Source organism: Amycolatopsis cihanbeyliensis, from assembly GCF_006715045.1.
In the GTDB taxonomy this organism is placed as follows: Bacteria; Actinomycetota; Actinomycetes; order Mycobacteriales; family Pseudonocardiaceae; genus Amycolatopsis; species Amycolatopsis cihanbeyliensis.
This window is the reverse complement of record NZ_VFML01000001.1, coordinates 3,952,418-3,970,002: the sequence shown is the minus strand read 5'-3', so window position 1 is coordinate 3,970,002 and position 17,585 is coordinate 3,952,418. Positions and strand designations below refer to the sequence as shown.

Genomic DNA, 17,585 nt, shown 5'->3' with positions numbered 1-17,585 from the left:
CCTTCACCGGGAACCGCGAAGCGGAATTTCGCCACACCGAGTAGAGACCGGGAAGATCCGCTGGGTCATTCGGTGGTACTTCGGCCGGGCACTCTGCCCTTCCCGGGGCGATGACGGATACTCGAGCCCCCCACCCTGCTGTCTGGAGCACCGATGTCGTCGGATCGTCTCGGGTCACATCGCCGTGGCAACTTCCTGATGGCCCTCCTCCGGGGCGGCGCCCCGGTGATGGCGACCGCGACCAGCGAGCTCCCGGACGAGATCGCCGACCCGACACCGATCCGACCGATGCGCCGCATCCGGCACCTCGCGGGCACGGTGGACGTGGCCGCGCGGGACACCTTGCTGCTGCGCGCCGCGCGGTACGTGGCGCTGGCCCCGCTGGCCTACCGGGTGATCGCGGTGCCGGGTGCGCTCATCGCGTTCCTCGGCGCCGGTGCCGCGACCGGCAACGTCGGGCTCGCGCCGGTCGCGCTGGTCGCGCTGAGCTCGGTGCTGCTGAGCGTGTTCGGCGCGTTCTGGCTGTTGCGGCCGGAGCCGTTCGACGGCAGGAAGGCGGCGCTGCTGCTCGGCGTGGACGTGCTGTTCACCGGCGCGGCGAACCTGGTGGTGGCGGCCGCCGTGCCCAGCTCGGTGTTCGGCGCGGCCATGCAGGTACCCGGGAAGCATCTGCTCGGTGCGGTCGCCCTGCTCACCCTCGCGCTCGGCGTGCTCTACGGCGGCGCGCTCGTCACCGCCAGCGTGCCGCTGGCCGCGGCCATGCACTGGCTGAACACCGGGCAGTTCGACCCGGCGAGCGGGTTCGACGGCTTCGGCACGCTGCTTGGCGTCCTGCTCACCGCGACGGGGGCGCTGGTGCTGGTCGGGCTGGGGACCCGGCTCGCGCTGGCCTACGGCATCCGGCACGGCAGGCAGGCCGAGCGCGCGGTGCAGCACCGGATGCTGCATGACACCGTGCTGCAGAGTCTGGAGGCGATGACGCTGTCCCGGCCGGGCTCCTCCGCCGAGGAGGAGCTGGCCGCACTGCGGCGGCTGGCCCACGCGGAGGTGGCCCAGCTGCGGTCCCGGATCGAGTGCGACGCGGGTGGCAGCGGCACCGCGGGTTCCCGCCCGCTCGGCGAGAAGCTGGCCGCGCTGGCGGCCGAGATGGCAAGGGACGGCCTGCGCGCGCAGGTGGTGGTGGCCGAGCTGGACGACGAGACGCTGTCCGAGGCCAGGCAGCTCGCCGTGCGGGACGCGGTGCGGGAAGCCCTGCGCAACACCATGAAGCACGCGGGCACCGACAAGGTGGTGGTGCGGGTCGAGGAACGCTCCGGCGGGATCGCCACCGTCATCCGCGACCACGGCACCGGGTTCGGTCCGGAGGCACATCCCGGGTTCGGCATCAGCGAGTCGATCAACGCCCGGCTGGCCGAGGTCGGCGGGACCGCCACCGTGGAGTCCACCCCGGGCAACGGGACCCGGGTCACCCTCTGGGTCCCCTCCTACGGTGCCGGTAGCTACCAATCCGACCTCCAGTAGGCCGACCCTCCTGTCTCGCGAGCACAGCCGCCTGCCGCCGAGTCGGCCTACCTCCGGTCTCCCTGGTGACCCGGGTCGCGCTCGATCGCCCCGGTCTCCAGGTGCTGGCCGAGCGCGCGGGGCAGCAGGTAGGCGATCGCCCCGCCGGGCAGCCCGGCCCAGGGCAGGGTCACCCCGGTCAGCACCCGCAGCGGCCTGCGCAGCAGGTAGGTGCCGCGCTCGAACTCGCGTTGCTGGCCGAGCGAGGTCTCCGGGAACCGGGTGGACTCGGCGTGCACCAGGTTGCCCCCCTCGTTGCCGAACCGCAGCACCCGGGTCCCCGCGGGCAGCACCACCATCCGCTTGGCACGGAAGAAGGTCAGCGGTGGTTCGCCGCGCATCGGCAGGATCGGCCAGTCCGGGGCCTGCGCGGCCGGTTCGGCGGCCTCCTGGTCCGCGGGCACCGCGCCGCGCCCCGGGTACAGCAGCAGCGACCCGAGCAGTGCCCGCGCGGCCGGCTCGATCTCCGGGAAGTACTGCGCTTCCAGCAAGGGTTCCGTCGGCCCGCCCTCGGCATGCCTGGCCACCTCCCACCCCTGGTCGGTCCGGCGCAGGCACCAGGCGCCCTCGGCGGGCGTGCCGATCCGGTAGGCGGTGTCCGGGATCCCGTGCTCGGCCAGCCGGGTACGCAACAGGCTCAGCACCTCGGAGGCCCGCAGGTCCTTGGGCTCGGCGCCGCGCTCGATCCGGCCGAACTGGTCGTACTCGATCAGGTCGGCCGCCTGCTGCGGCGGATGCGGTTGGCCGAGGATCTCGGCCTCGGCGGTGGTGCGTACCCGTTCCGGCACGTACGGCGTGCGGTGGTTCTGCGCGCGGATGTGGTCCAGCAGCTCGGGGTCCGGCGGCACGCCGTACTTGCGCAGGTAGTGCGGTACGGCGGCGGGCCAGATCCAGACACCGTCGGTGTGGAAGGCGTCCGGAACGTCCGCCGGGCCGTTCGGGGCGAACAGGTCCGGGCCGGTCGCCGGCCTGGTCAGCACGATCGGCGCCCGGTACAGGTAGCCGAGCACGGCGCGGGCCTCCTCGGCGGGCACCGGCGGCCGGTTGACCACGGGTTGCTCGCCGGGGTTGTGCCCGTCCACCACCCTGGCCTGCCGGAAGGTCACCTCCAGCGGCAGGCCCGCCTTGGCGGCCAGCCACTGCGGCACGTTCTTACGCTCCCGGGGGAAGTACTCCAGCTCGGCATCGTAGGACCGGGCGCCCGGCCTGCCCTCCGGCGTCAGCCGCCAGTTCGGTTCGGTGTCGGTCTCGTAGTCGAAGTCGAAGTTCGAGGCCGCGTCCAGGGTGAACGTGCCCTGCAACCAGGTGCCGGTGGCCGGGTCGTACATCGCGGCCCGCAACCGCGCGAACAGCTGACCCAGCTCGGGCGGGGCGGAAAGGGACACCGTCATGTCCTCGGCAACCGCCCGCACCTCCAGTTCGGCGTAGTCGCCGACCTGGCGGAACTGGGCGCCGACCCGCTGCCAGCCCTCCGGCATCTCGTGCACCAGGGTGCGGCCGATCGCCCGCAGCAGCGCCGAGGGGTCGGCCCGCGCGTCGCCCGGCCGGGCATCCGCAGGGCCGAGATCGTGCCGTTCCTGCCAGAGCGCGGTGATGCTCTCCGGGTCCGAGGTCTTCGTGGTGAAGTCGACCAGGCCGAGCTCGGCGGCGACCCGCTCGTCCTGACCGGTCCACTTCAGGGTGAGCTCGCCGTCGGTGGACTGCGGCAGGATCCGGTAGATCTCGTCGTCGAACAGGCACAGCGTGTGGATGCTGAAGGTGGAGCCGGTCTCCCCTTCCGGCACCACCTTGGCCGGGTGGCCGTTCCATTCGGTATCGAAGCCCTCCGGCGTCTCCTCCTCGCCGGGAAGCGGTACCAGCAGCACGGTCCCGTCCGCCGTGGACCGCTGGGCCCGGAACACGCGGCCGTTCCAGACCGCGTACAGCGCGTCCGGGCGATCGGCCACCTCGACTCGGTAGCGCACGCCTGCCCCCTTCAGGTTCACCCTCGATTTGACAGAGACCAAACCTAATAGGCGAGGTTCGATCAGGGGCGCACGGCCACCAGATAACCGGCGATACCGATCAGGTAACACCCGGTGGCGGCGAGCAGAAGTCCCGGCGCGTGCCCGTCCAGCGGGCTGAGCGTGGCGGCCACGGTGACCGCGGCGACCATGGTGACGTTGAAAAGGGTGTCGTACAGCGCGAACACCCGGCCGCGGGTCTCGTCCGCGATATCGGCCTGCACGGCGGAGTCCACGCACAACTTCAGCACCTGCCCGGCCGAGGTGATTAGGAAGGAAGCCACCAGCACGGTGGGCAGCAGGAACGGCAGCCCCAGGCCGGCCTGCGCCGCGGCCGCGAGCAGCAGGGCGCTCACCACCACCCGGGTGCGGCCGAAGCGGGCGACCAGCCGTGGAGTGAGCACCCCGGCGAGCAGGATGCCCGCGCCGCCGAGCGCGGCGACCTGCCCCAGCCCCGGCAGCCCCGCCTTGAGCAGGCCGATGTCGGTGAAGGAGTACCGCATCAGCAACACGGTGAGCAGCAGCGAGACCGCGAAGGCCGCGCGGTGGGCGAACAGCGCGACGAACCCGGCGGCCACGGTCGGCGTGCGGGCCACGGCACGGCCACCGTCGGCCAATCCGCGGGCCACCGCGAGCAGCGCCTCGGCCGGTTCGTTCATCCGGTCCGGGCCGAGGCTGCCGCGGGTGAACCCGGCCGCGATGGCCGCGGCCGCGAACGAGCCGGCCACGGCGATGGCGGTGGTGCCGGCCGAGCCGGTGTTGCCCTCGCCGAACACCGCCCGCAGCCCGATCGCGCAGCCGCCACCGAGCACCGCGACCAGCGCGCCGAGGGTGACCGCCACCGAGTTGGCTGTCACCAGGCTGTGCCGCGGCACCACATGTGGCAGGGAGGCGGACATACCCGCGCCGACGAACCGGGAGATGCCGATCACCAGCAGCGCGAGGGTGAACAGCCCCGGCCCCTCGACCCCGAAACCGACGGCCGCGGCGCTGGCCAGAATGCCGATCACCCGCAGCAGGTTGGCCACCACCAGCACCCGCCTGCGGTCCCAGCGGTCCAGCAGCGCACCGGCGAACGGACCGACCACGGAGTACGGCAGCAGCAGCGCGGCGAACCCACCCGCGATGGTCAGCGCGTCCGCGCCTCGCTCCGGGTTGAAAAGCACCGCACCGGCCAGGCCCGCCTGGAAGACGCCGTCACCCCAGTGCGCGGCGAACCGGGCCAGCAGCAGCCGGCGGAAGTCGGGAACGGCCAGCAGGGCACGCGGTCCGAACGGGGTCCGCTCCGCCGTATCGGCAGGGGCACTCCGCGCGCTCGGCGTCACGGGCTCTCAGCGTACAAGCCGGCGGTGAATACCGGGTGACGGCTGGGATTGGCCGGCGCACTTGGTCGCCTCTCGGCGGTACGGCGCAATGTGGCTCCAGCCGGACGGTATTCCACAGCGGCTCTTCTCAAGTGGGCCCGGGGGACACGGAGTGCGCCGGCCACCCATACCAACGGGGCAGGTGCCACCGTTGTTCCCGGGAGAGTGGAATCATGGGGATCGTGCAAGCCGACGCCGAGGTTGAACCGGGCACGCTGCTGGTCGCCGCCCCGACGATGTTCGACCCCAACTTCCGGCGGACCGTGGTGTTCGTCATCGACCACCGCGAGGAGGGCACCCTCGGCGTCATCCTGAACCGGCCGAGTGAGGTTCCGGTGGACGATGTGCTGCCGAGTTGGGGGCCGCATGTGGCCGAGCCGCAGGCGGTCTTCGTGGGTGGCCCGGTGGAGAAGAAGACCGCACTGTGCCTGGCCGCGCTGCGTACCGGGGAGAACGCGGGTTCGGTGCCGGGCGTGATCGCGGTCCGCGGGCCGGTGGCGCTGGTGGATCTGGACGCCGACCCGGACCTGCTGATGCCGAAGGTGCGCGGGCTGCGGGTGTTCGCCGGATACGCGGGCTGGGACGCCGGGCAGCTTGCCGGGGAGATCGACCGGGGCGACTGGCTGATCGTGCCCGCGCTGCCCAGCGATGTGCTGGCGACCCCGAAACGCGACCTGTGGGGCCAGGTGCTGCGCAGGCAGGGTGTGCCCACCGCGCTGCTCGCCACCCACCCCGGCGACCTGCAGCGAAACTAGCCGGTCAGGCGGTACCGGCCGGCTGGACCGGCGCGCAGCCGCCCGTGCCACAGGCACATCCGGCGCAGCCCCCGGTGGGCGCGGCGGGGGCCGGGACGGCCAGTGCCGCGCGGTGGCCGAGCACACCGCCGCCGACGAGCAGGCCGAACATCCCGAGCAGGCCGATGGCGGCGACGACGACGGTGCCGACCGTGTTCGGCACGAAGAACGCGGCCACCCCGCCGAGCACGCCGACCGCGCCACCGGCAAGGGTCGGCAGCCCGGCGACCTTGTTCGCCAGCCGGAAGGCCTCCTCGCTGCGCAGGGTGGCGGAGGTGCGCACCCCGGCGCTCCGGTCCGTCGGCAGCCGCTCCCGCCAGCCGAGGTAACCGCCCCAGCCGATCAGTACGCCGAGCAGGAACGGAACCAGCGCCACAACGATCACGAGGCCCAGGATAGGCGCCGGCCGCCGGCTGCCGCACCGATACCCTGGCGCGCTCGCGTCACGAGGTCAGCACGCCCGAACACCGGGCGAGGGGTGCGCGCAGGGTCGTGCGCACCTGTTCGGTGAAGGCCCCGGCCAGCCTGCGTTCCACGGCCGAGGCCCGCTCGTCGGCGGCCACCAGTACGGCCGTACCGGACTCGGTCGCGCTGTCCCCGCGCGGGCCCACGTGCTGAGCGGGCGGATCGAGGTGCTGCCGGCCGGTACGACCTCGGACGAGTTCGACCCGCACCGGTTGCGGCCGGCCTGGGGACGAACCGGGTGGCCATGGTGGCTACGATGAGCATGATGCATACGGCCAGCCTGCTGCTTACCTGGCCGCGCTGACCGGCGATCCGGCTCAGCGCGGCGACCCCTCACGCCAATCGGCTGGGGGGTTTTCTCATATCGGGGCAGCAGGCACAGGGAGGATCGGCGATGAACGAGGGCACCGAAACGGCTCCGGCGCACCGCTACAACGCGGCGCTGGCCGGGCAGATCGAGCTGCGTTGGCAGGGTTACTGGGCCGACCACGGCACCTACCACGCGCCCAACCCGGCCGGTCCCCTCGCCGAGGAGGGCAGGCCGGTCCCCTCGGACAAGCTGTTCGTGCAGGACATGTTCCCCTACCCCTCCGGTTCCGGGCTGCATGTCGGCCACCCGCTTGGCTTCATCGGCAGCGACGTCTTCGCCCGCTACCACCGGATGACCGGGCGTAATGTGCTGCACACGATGGGCTTCGACTCCTTCGGCCTGCCCGCCGAGCTGTACGCGGTCCAGACCGGGACGCACCCGCGCGCCACCACCGAAGAGAACATCGAGCGGTACCTGAGCCAGATCCGCAGGCTGGGTCTCGGCCACGACGAGCGCCGCCGGATCGCGACCACCGACATCGAGTACTACCGCTGGACACAGTGGATCTTCCTGCAGATCTTCAACTCCTACTACGACGAGAACGAGGGCAGGGCCCGCCCGATCGTCGAGCTGGAGCGGGAGTACGCGCAGGACAAGCGGCGAACCCCGGACGGAAGGAACTGGTGCGAGCTGACCCGCGCCGAGCAGCGCCGGATCATCGACTCGCACCGCCTGGTGTACCTGTCCGAGGCCCCGGTCAACTGGGCTCCGGGGCTGGGCACGGTGGTCGCCAACGAGGAGGTGACCCCGGACGGCCGCACCGAGCGCGGCAACTTCCCGGTGTTCCGCCGGAACCTGAAGCAGTGGATGATGCGGATCACCGCCTACGCCGACCGCCTTGTCGACGACCTCGAGCTGCTGGACTGGCCGGAGAAGGTCAAGACCATGCAGCGCAACTGGATCGGTCGCTCGCAGGGCGCGAACCTGCATTTCCCGGTCGCGGACGCCGAATCCACCAGGATCGAGGTGTTCACCACCCGCCCGGACACCCTGTTCGGCGCGACCTACGTGGTGCTGGCTCCCGAGCACCCGCTGGTGCCGGAACTGACCGCCGAGACCTGGCCGGAGGGCACCGACGAGCGCTGGACCGGCGGCGCGGGCACGCCCGCCGAGGCGGTCGCCGAGTACCGGGCGGCCACCGCACGCAAGTCCGAGCTGGACCGCCAGGAGAACAAGGACAAGACCGGCGTGTTCACCGGCTCCTTCGTGGTGAACCCGGTGAACGACCAGCGGCTGCCGATCTTCGTGGCGGACTACGTGCTGATGGGCTACGGCACCGGCGCGATCATGGCCGTGCCCGGACAGGACCAGCGGGACTGGGACTTCGCGACCGGGTTCGGCCTGGAGATCATCCGCACCGTGCGGCCCGCCGCGGACTTCGAAGGTGAGGCGTACCTCGGTGACGGGCCGGCGATCAACTCGGCCAGCGAGCACCTGAGCCTGAACGGGCTGGAGATCGAGGACGCCAAGAAGGCGATCATCGCCTGGCTGGAGGAGCACGGCCACGGCGAGGGCACGGTGCAGTACAAGCTGCGCGACTGGCTGTTCGCCCGGCAACGTTACTGGGGCGAGCCCTTCCCCATCGTCTACGACGAGGACGGCGCGCCGATCCCGCTGCCGGAGAGCCAGCTGCCGGTGGAGCTGCCCTACCTGGACGACTACTCCCCGCAGACCTTCGACCCCCAGGACGCCGACTCCGAGCCCTCACCGCCGCTGTCCAAGGCCGCCGACTGGGTCGAGGTGACCCTGGACCTCGGCGACGGCCCGAAGAAGTACCGCCGGGACACCAACGTCATGCCGCAGTGGGCCGGTTCCTGCTGGTACCAGCTGCGCTACATCGACCCGACCAACGACGAGGCCTTCGTCGACCCGGAGAACGAGCGGTACTGGGTCGGCCCGCGGCCCGCCGAGCACGGGGCGGACGATCCCGGCGGCACCGACCTGTACGTCGGCGGGGTCGAGCATGCGGTGCTGCACCTGCTGTACGCCCGGTTCTGGCACAAGGTGCTCTACGACCTGGGGCACGTCTCCGCCAAGGAGCCCTACCGCAGGCTGTACAACCAGGGCTACATCCAGGCCTACGCCTACACCGACTCGCGCGGCTTCTACGTGCCCGCGCACGAGGTCGAGGAGAAGGACGGCAGGTTCTTCGCGGGCGGCGAGGAGGTGACGCAGGAGTACGGCAAGATGGGCAAGAGCCTGAAGAACGTCGTCACCCCGGACGAGATGGCCGAGAACTACGGCGCGGACACCTTCCGGTTCTACGAGATGGCCATGGGCCCGCTGGAGATGTCCCGGCCGTGGGCGACCAAGGACGTGGTGGGTGCGCACCGGTTCCTGCAGCGCCTGTGGCGGCTGGTGATCGACGAGGAGACCGGCGAGCTGCGGATCACCGAGGACGAACCCACGCCCGAGGACCGCAGGCAGCTGCACAAGACCATCGCCGGCGTACGCGAGGACTACGCGGAGATGCGGTTCAACACCGCCGGCGCCAAGCTGATCGAGCTGAACAACCACCTCACCAAGGTGTACAGCTCGGCCGCGGATACGCCGCGCGAGCTGGCCGAACCCCTGGTGCTGATGCTGGCGCCGCTGTGCCCGCACCTGGCCGAGGAGCTGTGGCAGCGGCTCGGGCATGTGGACTCGCTGGTGCACGGCCCGTTCCCGGTCGCCGACGAGCGGTACCTGGTCGAGGACACCGTGGAGTACCCGATCCAGGTCAACGGCAAGGTGCGGTCCAGGGTCACCGTCCCGGCCGACGCGGGCTCCGAGGATGTGCGGGCCGCCGCGCTGGCCGAGGAGAAGATCGTCGCCCTGCTGGACGGCGGGGAGCCGCGCAAGGTGATCGTGGTGCCCGGCCGCCTGGTGAACGTGGTGCTCTAGCCGAGGCTCAGCGAGTGGCGGCGAGGCTGAGGCCGATCTCCCTGGCGAGGTCGGCCAGCATCGCGTCGAACAGGGCGTCCGGGTTGGAAACCGGGATCGGGTAGTTGCCGAACACCTCGAGGGTGACGTGGCCGTACAACCGTGCCCAGAACTGGATCATCAGGTAGGTGGTGCCCAGGTCCAGCTTCTCCGCCGGGATGTTCAGCCCGGCGGAGTGGATCACCGAGAGCAGCTCGCCCCGGTAGGCGGCGAGGTCCTCGCGCAGCTCCGCGGGCACATCCTCCTCGGGTGGTGTGGCCAGCTCGTGGTTGGCGAGCACCTCGCCCGCGGCGACAAGGAAGATCCGGCCGAACGGCTCGGTGACCCGCTTGAGCGTGGCCACGCTGCTCGCCGCGGAGCCGACACCGCCGGTCGGGGAGGCGAAGACCAGGGTGAACTCCCTGGTGTGCGTCAGCGCCCAGCGGCGGAACCCCCGGCAGATGGCGAACAACTGCAGCGCACCCTCATCAGCCATCGCCTCGCCCTCGGCGGCCAGCTCGGTGCCGAGGTCGGCGATGACGTCCAGGCGCAGATGTTCCACCAGGTCGTCCCGTGAGACGTAGTAGCGGTACAGCGCGGGTGCGGTGATACCGAGTTCGCGGGCGATGGCGCGCAGGGTGACCGCCTCCGGCCCGTGCTCGACGAGGAGCTTCCTGGCGATCTGCCGGATCTCCTTGTCGGTCGCCGCACGTTCGCGCCCCCTGCGCGTCGGTTTCGTCATGGGACTTCCCGCCTGCCTGCCTTCGGTACTGGCAGTCTAGGAGGTTAGCCGGTCGGGTGGCCTGATGAGCGGAAACGAGGCCCGCCGGAACAAACCGGGCGCCGCCGGCACCGATCACTCGGGGGGCTACGTGACCGATGCCGGCGACCCGATGCCCGGCCGCGGTCCGACTGGACCTTGGCCGAACAACACCGGCGTACGAAACGCCGGTGTGTCAGAGGAGCCCGCCTCTGTAAAGACGTGACGGCTCCGCCTGGGATCCGCCCCGATCGGGTGACGCTAGAGGAGCGCTCGCCTGATTGTCGCATTGCGCACGCGAAAAGTTACAAAGTTCTTCACGTATGCATATCGGGGTTCGTCAGCACACCACCGCTCGGGCGTGCCGGGCCGTGGCAGGCTGGTCCACATGGATGCTTCGCACGGCAGGCCCGAGGTGCTGGTGGTCGGTTCGGCCAATGCCGATCTGGTGGTCGCGGCCGAGCGACGTCCGGCGGGCGGGGAGACGGTACTCGGAGGCGACACGGAGATCCTGCCGGGCGGCAAGGGTGCGAACACGGCGGTGGCCGCGGCCCGGCTCGGGGCGCGAGTCGGCCTGCTCGCCGCGGTCGGCGAGGACGGGAACGGGCGTGTTCTGCTCGACTCGCTGCGCGAGTCCGGGGTGTACACCGACCTGGTGCACCTCGTCGACCGGCCGACCGGGGCCGCCTACATCACCGTGACCCCGGACGGGGAGAACTCGATCCTGGTCTCGCCCGGTGCCAACAACACCCTGCGCCCGGCCGATGTGGACACCGCGCTGCCCGGCGCGGGCATCATGGTCGCCTCGATGGAGATCCCGCTGCCCACGGTCGAGCACGCCGTGCTCGCCGCCGCCGAGGCGGGGATCCGCCCGATCCTCAACCTTTCCCCGGTGGCGAAGGTGTCCGAGCGGGTCCTGCGAGTGCTGGACGTGCTGCTGGTCAACGAGCACGAGGGTGCCTGGCTGCTGGCCTCGGGGTTCGGCAAGGCCGATGCCGACCCGCGCAGGCTGCTCGAGCTCGGCCCGCGTGCCGCGGTGGTCACCCGGGGAGCGCGCGGCGCGCTGGTACTCGAGGACGACGGGGTCACCGGGGTCGACTCCCCCGAGGTGGAGGCGGTGGACACCACCGGCGCGGGCGACGCCTTCGCCGGCGCGCTGGCCGCCACCCTCGCAGCCGGCGCGAGCCTCGCCGACGCCGCCCGGCGCGCGGTGCGGGTCGCCGCCGTCTCGGTCACCCGGCACGGGGCCCAGCCTTCCTACCCCTACGCCGACGAGCTCCCCGGCGGTGGGCAGTACCCTGCGGACGGGGATCGTGACCCACACACGGAAGGCGATATGGTCTAGACCATGCCTACACAAGAGCTGTCCGGCGTCGCGGTAAGCCCCGGCCAGGCCAGCGGCCCGGTGGTGCGGGTCGCCGAGCCGGCCGGTGAGCCCGCGAGCGGCCCGCCCCCGGACGACCCGCAGGCCGAGGCCACCCGGATCGCGCCGGCGGCGCAGGCCGTGGTCGGCAGGCTGGAGGCGCTGGCGGAGGCGGCAACCGGGGACGCCGCCACCATCCTGACCACCACCGCGGCGATGGCCGGCGATCCCGCGCTGGTCAGCCGGGCCGAGCAGCTGGTGTCCACCGACCGCATGCCGGCCGCCCGCGCGGTGTACGAGGCGGCGAACGGGTTCGTCCAGCAGCTCGCCGCCGCGGGCGGGTACATGGCCGAACGGGTGCGGGACGTGGAGGACGTCCGGGACCGCCTGGTGGCCGAACTGCTCGGCACGGCGCCGCCCGGGGTGCCGCTGCTGGAACGGCCCAGCGTGCTGGTCGGCAGGGATCTCGCCCCGGCGGACACCGCGGGCCTCGACCCGGCGCTGGTGCTCGCCCTTGTCACCGAGGAGGGCGGCCCGACCAGCCACACCGCGATCCTGGCCCGCTCGCTCGGCATTCCCGCCGTGGTCGCGGTACGCGGGCTGCTCGCGCTGGAGGCCGAGGCGCTCGCGGTGGACGGGGACCTCGGCTCGGTCGCGCTCGCCGACCCGGAGGCAGCACCGGTGGCCGCGAAGGCGGCGGCGGTCGCCGAGTGGAACGGCACCGGGGCCACCGCGGACGGGCGCAAGGTGAAGGTGCTCGGCAACGTCGGGTCGCCCGCCGACGCCGAGGCCGCGGCGCGGGCCGGGGCGGAGGGTGTCGGCCTGTTCCGCACCGAGTTCTGCTACCTGGACGCGCCGGCCGAACCCCCGGTGCAGCGGCAGCGGGAGGCCTACACCGCCGTACTCACGCCGTTTCACGGGAAACCGGTCATCGTGCGCACGCTGGACGCGGGCGCGGACAAACCGCTGGCCTTCCTGTCCCAGGAGGACGAGCCGAACCCGGCGCTGGGGGTGCGCGGGCTGCGGATCGCCTTCGACCTGCCCGAGGTGCTGGACCGCCAGCTCGAGGCGATCGCGGCGGCCGCCGCCGACTCCGGCGCCGAGGTCTCGGTGATGGCGCCGATGGTGGCGACCGCGACCGAGGCCGCCTGGTTCGTCGAGCGGGCGCGCGCCGCGGGCATCGCGCGGGCGGGGGTGATGATCGAGGTACCCGCGGCGGCGCTGTCCGCGCGGGAGATCCTCGAGGTGAGCGACTTCGTGTCGATCGGAACCAACGACCTCGCCCAGTACACCTTCGCCGCGGACCGGCAGCTCGGTGCGGTGGCCCCGCTGAACGATCCCTGGCAGCCAGGGCTGCTGCGGCTGCTCGCGATGGTCGGCGAGGCCGCGCGGGCCACCGGCAAACCGGCCGGGGTGTGCGGCGAGGCCGCGGCCGACCCGTTGCTGGCGCGGGTGCTGGCCGGGTTCGGGCTGACCAGCCTCTCGATGAACGCCGCCGCGGTGCGCGCGGTCGGGGCGAGCCTGGCCGGGGTGACCTTCGACGAGTGCGCGGCGGCCGCCGGGGCGGCGGTGGCCGCGCCGGACGTGTCGAGCGCCCGTGCGGCGGCGAGCGCGGCGGTCAGCGGCTGAACAACCCCCTGCGCGGGTTCTTGATGGTCAGCGAGCCGCCGTGTACCCGGCCGGTCACCACGTAGCGGGGCGTGCCGGTCCTGCCGTTGGAACGGGTCTTGTCGTCCAGGTTCCCCCACTTGACCTCGGTGATCCCGTTCACGTCCACGGCGGCCTCCTCGGGGATCACCATGGTCACCGAGCCCCACTTGGTGTCCAGCTCGAGGCGCACCACCGAGGTGGCGACCTCGGCCTCGGTGAAGTCCAGTGTGGTGTGCCCGTACTTGTTGCGCACCAGCACCTCGGCCGGCACGTACCAGCGGCCACCGCGGTTCAGTGAGGAGCCGTGCGCCTTCAGCTCGAGCCGATCGGCGGAGGGGGGCACGCCAGGGGTCGACGCGGCACCAGGTCCGGGAGACGCCGACGACATGGCGGACGCCGTCACCGAGGTCAGGGCGTCCTGGTGCACCAGGCCGGGCAGGTCCACCAGCACGGCGTTCAGCTCTCCCCGGGTACGGGCGGCCAGCGCGGTGTCGGTGCGTTCGGTGAACTCGTCCAGGTCGAGCATCCCCCGCCCGATCGCGCGCTTCAGCAGCTCCACCACGTGCTCCCGCTCCGCGTCGGACACCCGCAGGTTGCGCTGCTTCCGCTGGGCCTCGGTCAGCTCCGGCTCCGGCGCCGTGTCCGGCTCGAGCCCGGGCTCCGCGGGGGGCGGCTGCTGCGCCTGCTCGGCGCGCTCTTCCTCGACCATACGGCCAGGGTAGAAGCCGCGGCGACGGCGCGGATCCGGGTAAATCCCTGAGAGCCCGTTCCTGAACTGGACTCGGGTACCCGAGGTGAGCGGAAGAACGCGCCCGCCCGTCTCCCACCACCACCCAAACCGAGACGCTGACGCGCCACAGCGCTCAGCGGCGAACAGCCCACGAGCGGGGAGGCCGGGCGCACGACCTGCGGACGTGACGGTCGTGACCGAAGTCCGAGCCCGGCCGAGCCGGTCGTGTCGCGCGTTGAGGAGCAGGCACTGAGAGAAGCCCTACTCGGGGTCGTTCTCCTCGCGGTCGAGGCCGTGCTCGATGGCGTAGCGGGCCAGCTCCACCCGGTTGTGCAACTGCAGCTTCCGCAACGTGGACTGGACATGGTTCTCCACCGTCCGGTGCGAGATCACCAACCGGTCGGCGATCTGCCGCGCGGTCAACCCCTTGGCCACCAGGCGCAGCACATCGGTCTCCCGGTCGGTGAGCCGGGGCGGCGGCTCACCCTGGCCGGGCGCCTCCGCCATCCGCCGGTACTCGCCGAGCACCAGCCCGGCCAGTCCCGGGGTGAACACGGTCTCGCCCGCGGCGACCCGGTGCACCGCGTCCACCAGCTCCCCCGACGAGGCGGACTTGACCAGGTAGCCCGCGGCGCCTGCCTTGACCGCCTCCAGCACGTCGTTGTGCTCACCGCTGGCCGAAAGCACCAGCACCTTGGTCTCCGGCAGGTCCGCGGTGATCCGCCTGGTGGCCTCCACCCCGGAGGCGTCCCCCATGCTCAGGTCCATCAGCACCACATCCGGCCGTACCGCGGTGGCGATGCGCACCGCGGCCGCGCCGTCCGGCGCCGTCGCGGGAACCTGGAAGCCGTGCTCGGTGAGGTCACGGGCAACGCCGTCCCGCCACATCGGATGGTCGTCGACCACCATCACCGAGACCGCTGCGGCCGTCATCTCGCTCCCCTCCGTCTCCCCGGCTTCGGCAACCGGACCTCCCACTCGGTGCCTTCCCCCGGCGCGGTCTCCAGCGAAATCGTCCCACCCAGGTCGGCCACCCTGCCCCGAATCGACGTGACGACACCCAAACGGCCCTCCGTGGCCGCGGTTTCCAGCCGACCCTCCGGGATGCCCGGACCGTCGTCCCGGACGGTGACCACCACCTCCTCGCCGAGCTCCTCCAGCAACACCCATGCGCGTGCGCCCGGCCCGGCATGCCGTTCCACGTTCGCCAGCGCCTCGCCGACCACCCCGGTCAGCTCGGCGACCACCTGCCCTGGCAGCCGCACCTCCCCGGCCGGGGAGGAGACCTGTACCCGGGAGGTCGCCAGCAGTTGCAGCGCCGAGCGCAGGTCCGCGGTGTCGTCCCCGTTCGGCCCGGCGGGCTGGGTACTGACCAGCGAGCGCAGCGCGATCTCCTGCTCACCGGCCTGCGTCGCCAGCTCCGCGGCCTCCCCGCCCAGTTCCGCGCCCCGCTTGCGCACCCTGGCCAGCACCTGCAGCACGCTGTCGTGGATCGACCGGGCCAGCCGCTCCCGTTCCGCCGTGGCCGCCTCGGTGCGCATGGCTCGCGCCAGCATCGCCTGCGACCGGCGCGCCGTGGTCGCGGTCATCCCGATCAGCAGCCCGGTCGCGGTGAGCAGTACCCCGTCCCGCAGTACGTCCAGGTCCACCTCCATGCGGGCGCCCGCCGTGCCGGCCGCCAGCGCCAGCCCGGCCAGTGCGCCGCCCGGCATGCCGAACCGTGCCCCGGACGCCGCGGCCGGGGCCGCCACCCACACCGTGGTGATCAGTGGATGCGCCGCCGCGTACTGCGCATCCGAGAGGACCAGCGGGGAGGTGAGCATCAGCCCGCAGGTGAGCAGCACGTCCAGCGCCACGAGCCACTGCCTGCGCCAGGCCCGGCGGGCGTAGGCGACGCTGGTGAGCACGGTCCACCCGGTCATCGCCAGGATGACCACCATGGCCAGCCATGGCCTGCGGTAGCCGTCGTGGTCGGCTGCCACCAGCGCGATCGCGAACAGCAGGGTGATCACCCGCAGCACGATCGTGCCCCACCACAACGGGGTCGCCGGATCCCGTGGCGGCCGCCCACCGGGAACGAGACGGAACCTCAGTGCTTGTCTGGAAACGCGCGGCACGATCGGCTCGACGGGACTCGGAGTTGGGTCACGGCCGTCATCTCCGCAGGTCATTCGCCCCGCCTCCCCGCTCGTGGGCTTCGCCGAGCGCGCGTTCTTCCGCTCGCCATCGCAGGTTTCAGGGGTTTTCGGACGCGCTGTCACGTCCGCTGCGACTGTGTCTCGGGTGCCTCGTCCGGTGGGTGCGCGCCCTCGTCGCTGAGCGCGTCCACCGTGTCCGGGTCCGGGTGGCGCTCGGTGAGCAGCGACTTGATCCCGGCGTTCAGCACCGCCACCAGTGGCACGGACAGCAGCGCCCCGGCGATCCCGGCGACCACCAGGCCGGCGGCGATGGCCAGGATCACCGCCAGCGGGTGCAGCCGGACCGCCCTGCCCAGCAGCAGCGGTTGCAGCACGTGGCTCTCCAGCTGCTGCACACCGATCACGACGGCCAGCACGATCAGCGCGGACACGAAGCCGTTGGTCACCAGTGCCACCAGCACCGCGACCGCCCCGGTGATCACCGCACCGATGATCGGCACGAAGGCGCCGAGGAACACCAGGGTGGCCAGCGGCACCACCAGCGGTACGCCGACGATCCACAGCCCGACGCCGATGCCGACCGCGTCCACGATCGCCACCGCCGCGGTGGCCCGCACGTAGCTCACCAGGGAGGCGAAGCCCCGCCTGCCGGCCACGTCGACCTTGTCCTGGACGACCTCGGGCACACCGCGCACCAGGAAGGCCCAGATCTTCTCGCCGCCGGCCAGGAAGAAGATCAGGATGAACAGCACCAGCACGAAGCCGGTGAGCACCTGCCCCACCGTGCTCGCGGTGGTCAGCGCGGTGTCGGTGAGCGAGGCCTGGTTCTCCTGCAGCAGGTTGATCGCCTGGTTGATGAATTCCTGGATCTGCTCCTGACCCAGGTGCAGCGGTCCGTTCAGCAGCCAGTTCTTGATCTGGTCGAGGCTCTCGTTGAGCTGCACCCGCAGGGCGGGCAGCCCGTCGGCGAGCTGCGCCACGACGAAGGTGATCAGCCCGACCAGCACGCCGAGCCCGCCGACCACCATGATCCCGGTGGCCAGCGGCCGCGGCACCTTCATCCGCACCAGCTGTTGCACGGCCGGTGCGAGCAGCGCGGACAGCAGCAACGCGATGGCCAGCGGGATCACCACCACGGACAGGTAGCCGACCAGCCAGACGATGACGTACAGCGCGGCGATCACCATCAGGAAGCGCCAGGAGAGCGCGGCTCCGATGCGTAGCCCTCGCGGGACCATGCCCGTGACGTCGGAATCCTCCGAGATGACCGGGACGCGCGGCTTCGTGTCGCTCACGCCGCAGAGCGTATCGGTATCCGGCGACACCTCATCCGAACTTCCGGGTAACCACGCCGATGCTGTGTCGATCACTGGACGTGAGGCATGCCCACACACGGTGTTCTTCACACGATTGGGCACTCAAGTCCAGTTGAAGATGCGGGGCCGTCCCCGCGTTTGCCAGTCTCGATCGCGACACCAACGGAACGT

At 71.9% G+C, this 17,585-nt stretch carries 14 protein-coding genes; 5 read left to right on the top strand and 9 right to left on the bottom strand.

The features are described 5' to 3' along the window. Window positions 1-153: 153 nt before the first annotated feature. Window positions 154-1,521 (top strand): sensor histidine kinase, encoded by a 1,368-nt coding sequence (locus FB471_RS17915; RefSeq protein ID WP_141999602.1) that lies wholly within the window; start codon window positions 154-156, stop codon window positions 1,519-1,521. Window positions 1,522-1,568: 47 nt separating this feature from the next. On the opposite strand, the gene FB471_RS17910 is transcribed toward FB471_RS17915, so the two are convergent. Together FB471_RS17910 and FB471_RS17905 are read right to left on the bottom strand one after the other, a co-directional pair. After that, window positions 1,569-3,524 (bottom strand): TNT domain-containing protein, encoded by a 1,956-nt coding sequence (locus FB471_RS17910; protein WP_141999601.1) that lies wholly within the window; start codon window positions 3,522-3,524, stop codon window positions 1,569-1,571. Between the two features lie 62 nt (window positions 3,525-3,586). Next, the gene (locus FB471_RS17905) at window positions 3,587-4,888 is read right to left on the bottom strand and encodes an MFS transporter (RefSeq protein WP_141999600.1); all 1,302 of its coding nucleotides are present in this window, start codon (window positions 4,886-4,888) and stop codon (window positions 3,587-3,589) included. Between the two features lie 212 nt (window positions 4,889-5,100). Between FB471_RS17905 and FB471_RS17900 the strand changes: the two genes are divergently transcribed. Continuing rightward, window positions 5,101-5,682: a YqgE/AlgH family protein gene (locus FB471_RS17900; RefSeq protein ID WP_141999599.1), complete on the top strand. Its 582-nt coding sequence runs from the start codon at window positions 5,101-5,103 to the stop codon at window positions 5,680-5,682. A 4-nt stretch (window positions 5,683-5,686) separates the two neighbouring features. Here the strand turns inward: FB471_RS17900 and FB471_RS17895 are convergent, their stop codons facing one another. Then, a complete protein-coding gene (locus tag FB471_RS17895; RefSeq protein ID WP_141999598.1) occupies window positions 5,687-6,106 on the bottom strand; it encodes an SdpI family protein in 420 nt (139 codons plus the stop codon). A gap of 58 nt (window positions 6,107-6,164) precedes the next feature. After that, window positions 6,165-6,395 (bottom strand): hypothetical protein, encoded by a 231-nt coding sequence (locus FB471_RS17890; protein ID WP_141999597.1) that lies wholly within the window; start codon window positions 6,393-6,395, stop codon window positions 6,165-6,167. A 185-nt stretch (window positions 6,396-6,580) separates the two neighbouring features. Between FB471_RS17890 and leuS the strand changes: the two genes are divergently transcribed. Continuing rightward, entirely contained in the window at window positions 6,581-9,439 is a 2,859-nt protein-coding gene (gene leuS / locus FB471_RS17885; protein WP_141999596.1) for a leucine--tRNA ligase, read from the top strand. Window positions 9,440-9,446: 7 nt separating this feature from the next. Here leuS and FB471_RS17880 read toward each other — a convergent pair whose 3' ends face one another. Next, the gene (locus FB471_RS17880; RefSeq protein WP_141999595.1) at window positions 9,447-10,199 is read right to left on the bottom strand and encodes a TetR/AcrR family transcriptional regulator; all 753 of its coding nucleotides are present in this window, start codon (window positions 10,197-10,199) and stop codon (window positions 9,447-9,449) included. A gap of 406 nt (window positions 10,200-10,605) precedes the next feature. On the opposite strand from FB471_RS17880, the gene FB471_RS17875 reads away from it, so the two are divergent. Continuing rightward, complete coding sequence (locus FB471_RS17875) at window positions 10,606-11,562, top strand: ribokinase (RefSeq protein WP_141999594.1); 957 nt, start codon at window positions 10,606-10,608, stop codon at window positions 11,560-11,562. A 3-nt stretch (window positions 11,563-11,565) separates the two neighbouring features. Beyond that, window positions 11,566-13,209, top strand: coding sequence for a phosphoenolpyruvate--protein phosphotransferase (ptsP, locus tag FB471_RS17870; protein ID WP_141999593.1), 1,644 nt, complete (start codon window positions 11,566-11,568; stop codon window positions 13,207-13,209). Here the strand turns inward: ptsP and FB471_RS17865 are convergent. The 4 genes from FB471_RS17865 to FB471_RS17850 form a co-directional block, all read right to left on the bottom strand. Next, window positions 13,199-13,939: a DUF1707 SHOCT-like domain-containing protein gene (locus FB471_RS17865; RefSeq protein ID WP_141999592.1), complete on the bottom strand. Its 741-nt coding sequence runs from the start codon at window positions 13,937-13,939 to the stop codon at window positions 13,199-13,201. The genes ptsP and FB471_RS17865 overlap by 11 nt on opposite strands. Before the next feature lie 282 nt (window positions 13,940-14,221). Continuing rightward, complete coding sequence (locus FB471_RS17860; RefSeq protein ID WP_141999591.1) at window positions 14,222-14,893, bottom strand: response regulator; 672 nt, start codon at window positions 14,891-14,893, stop codon at window positions 14,222-14,224. Beyond that, on the bottom strand, window positions 14,890-16,077 hold the full coding sequence (gene macS / locus FB471_RS17855; protein WP_246076457.1) for a MacS family sensor histidine kinase: 1,188 nt from the start codon (window positions 16,075-16,077) through the stop codon (window positions 14,890-14,892). Before macS ends, FB471_RS17860 begins: the two co-directional genes overlap by 4 nt. A 140-nt stretch (window positions 16,078-16,217) precedes the next feature. After that, the gene (locus FB471_RS17850; protein WP_142002104.1) at window positions 16,218-17,336 is read right to left on the bottom strand and encodes an AI-2E family transporter; all 1,119 of its coding nucleotides are present in this window, start codon (window positions 17,334-17,336) and stop codon (window positions 16,218-16,220) included. Window positions 17,337-17,585 lie beyond the last annotated feature (249 nt).

Excerpts from the sequence above, each read along its gene's own strand:
- ptsP (WP_141999593.1), top strand. The coding sequence starts at position 11,566 with ATGCCTACACAAGAGCTGTCCGGCGTCGCGGTAAGCCCCGGCCAGGCC.
- FB471_RS17880 (WP_141999595.1), bottom strand. The coding sequence starts at position 10,199 with ATGACGAAACCGACGCGCAGGGGGCGCGAACGTGCGGCGACCGACAAG.
- leuS (WP_141999596.1), top strand. The coding sequence starts at position 6,581 with ATGAACGAGGGCACCGAAACGGCTCCGGCGCACCGCTACAACGCGGCG.
- FB471_RS17915 (WP_141999602.1), top strand. The coding sequence starts at position 154 with ATGTCGTCGGATCGTCTCGGGTCACATCGCCGTGGCAACTTCCTGATG.
- FB471_RS17865 (WP_141999592.1), bottom strand. The coding sequence starts at position 13,939 with ATGGTCGAGGAAGAGCGCGCCGAGCAGGCGCAGCAGCCGCCCCCCGCG.
- FB471_RS17860 (WP_141999591.1), bottom strand. The coding sequence starts at position 14,893 with ATGACGGCCGCAGCGGTCTCGGTGATGGTGGTCGACGACCATCCGATG.
- FB471_RS17900 (WP_141999599.1), top strand. The coding sequence starts at position 5,101 with ATGGGGATCGTGCAAGCCGACGCCGAGGTTGAACCGGGCACGCTGCTG.
- FB471_RS17850 (WP_142002104.1), bottom strand. The coding sequence starts at position 17,336 with ATGGTCCCGCGAGGGCTACGCATCGGAGCCGCGCTCTCCTGGCGCTTC.
- FB471_RS17875 (WP_141999594.1), top strand. The coding sequence starts at position 10,606 with ATGGATGCTTCGCACGGCAGGCCCGAGGTGCTGGTGGTCGGTTCGGCC.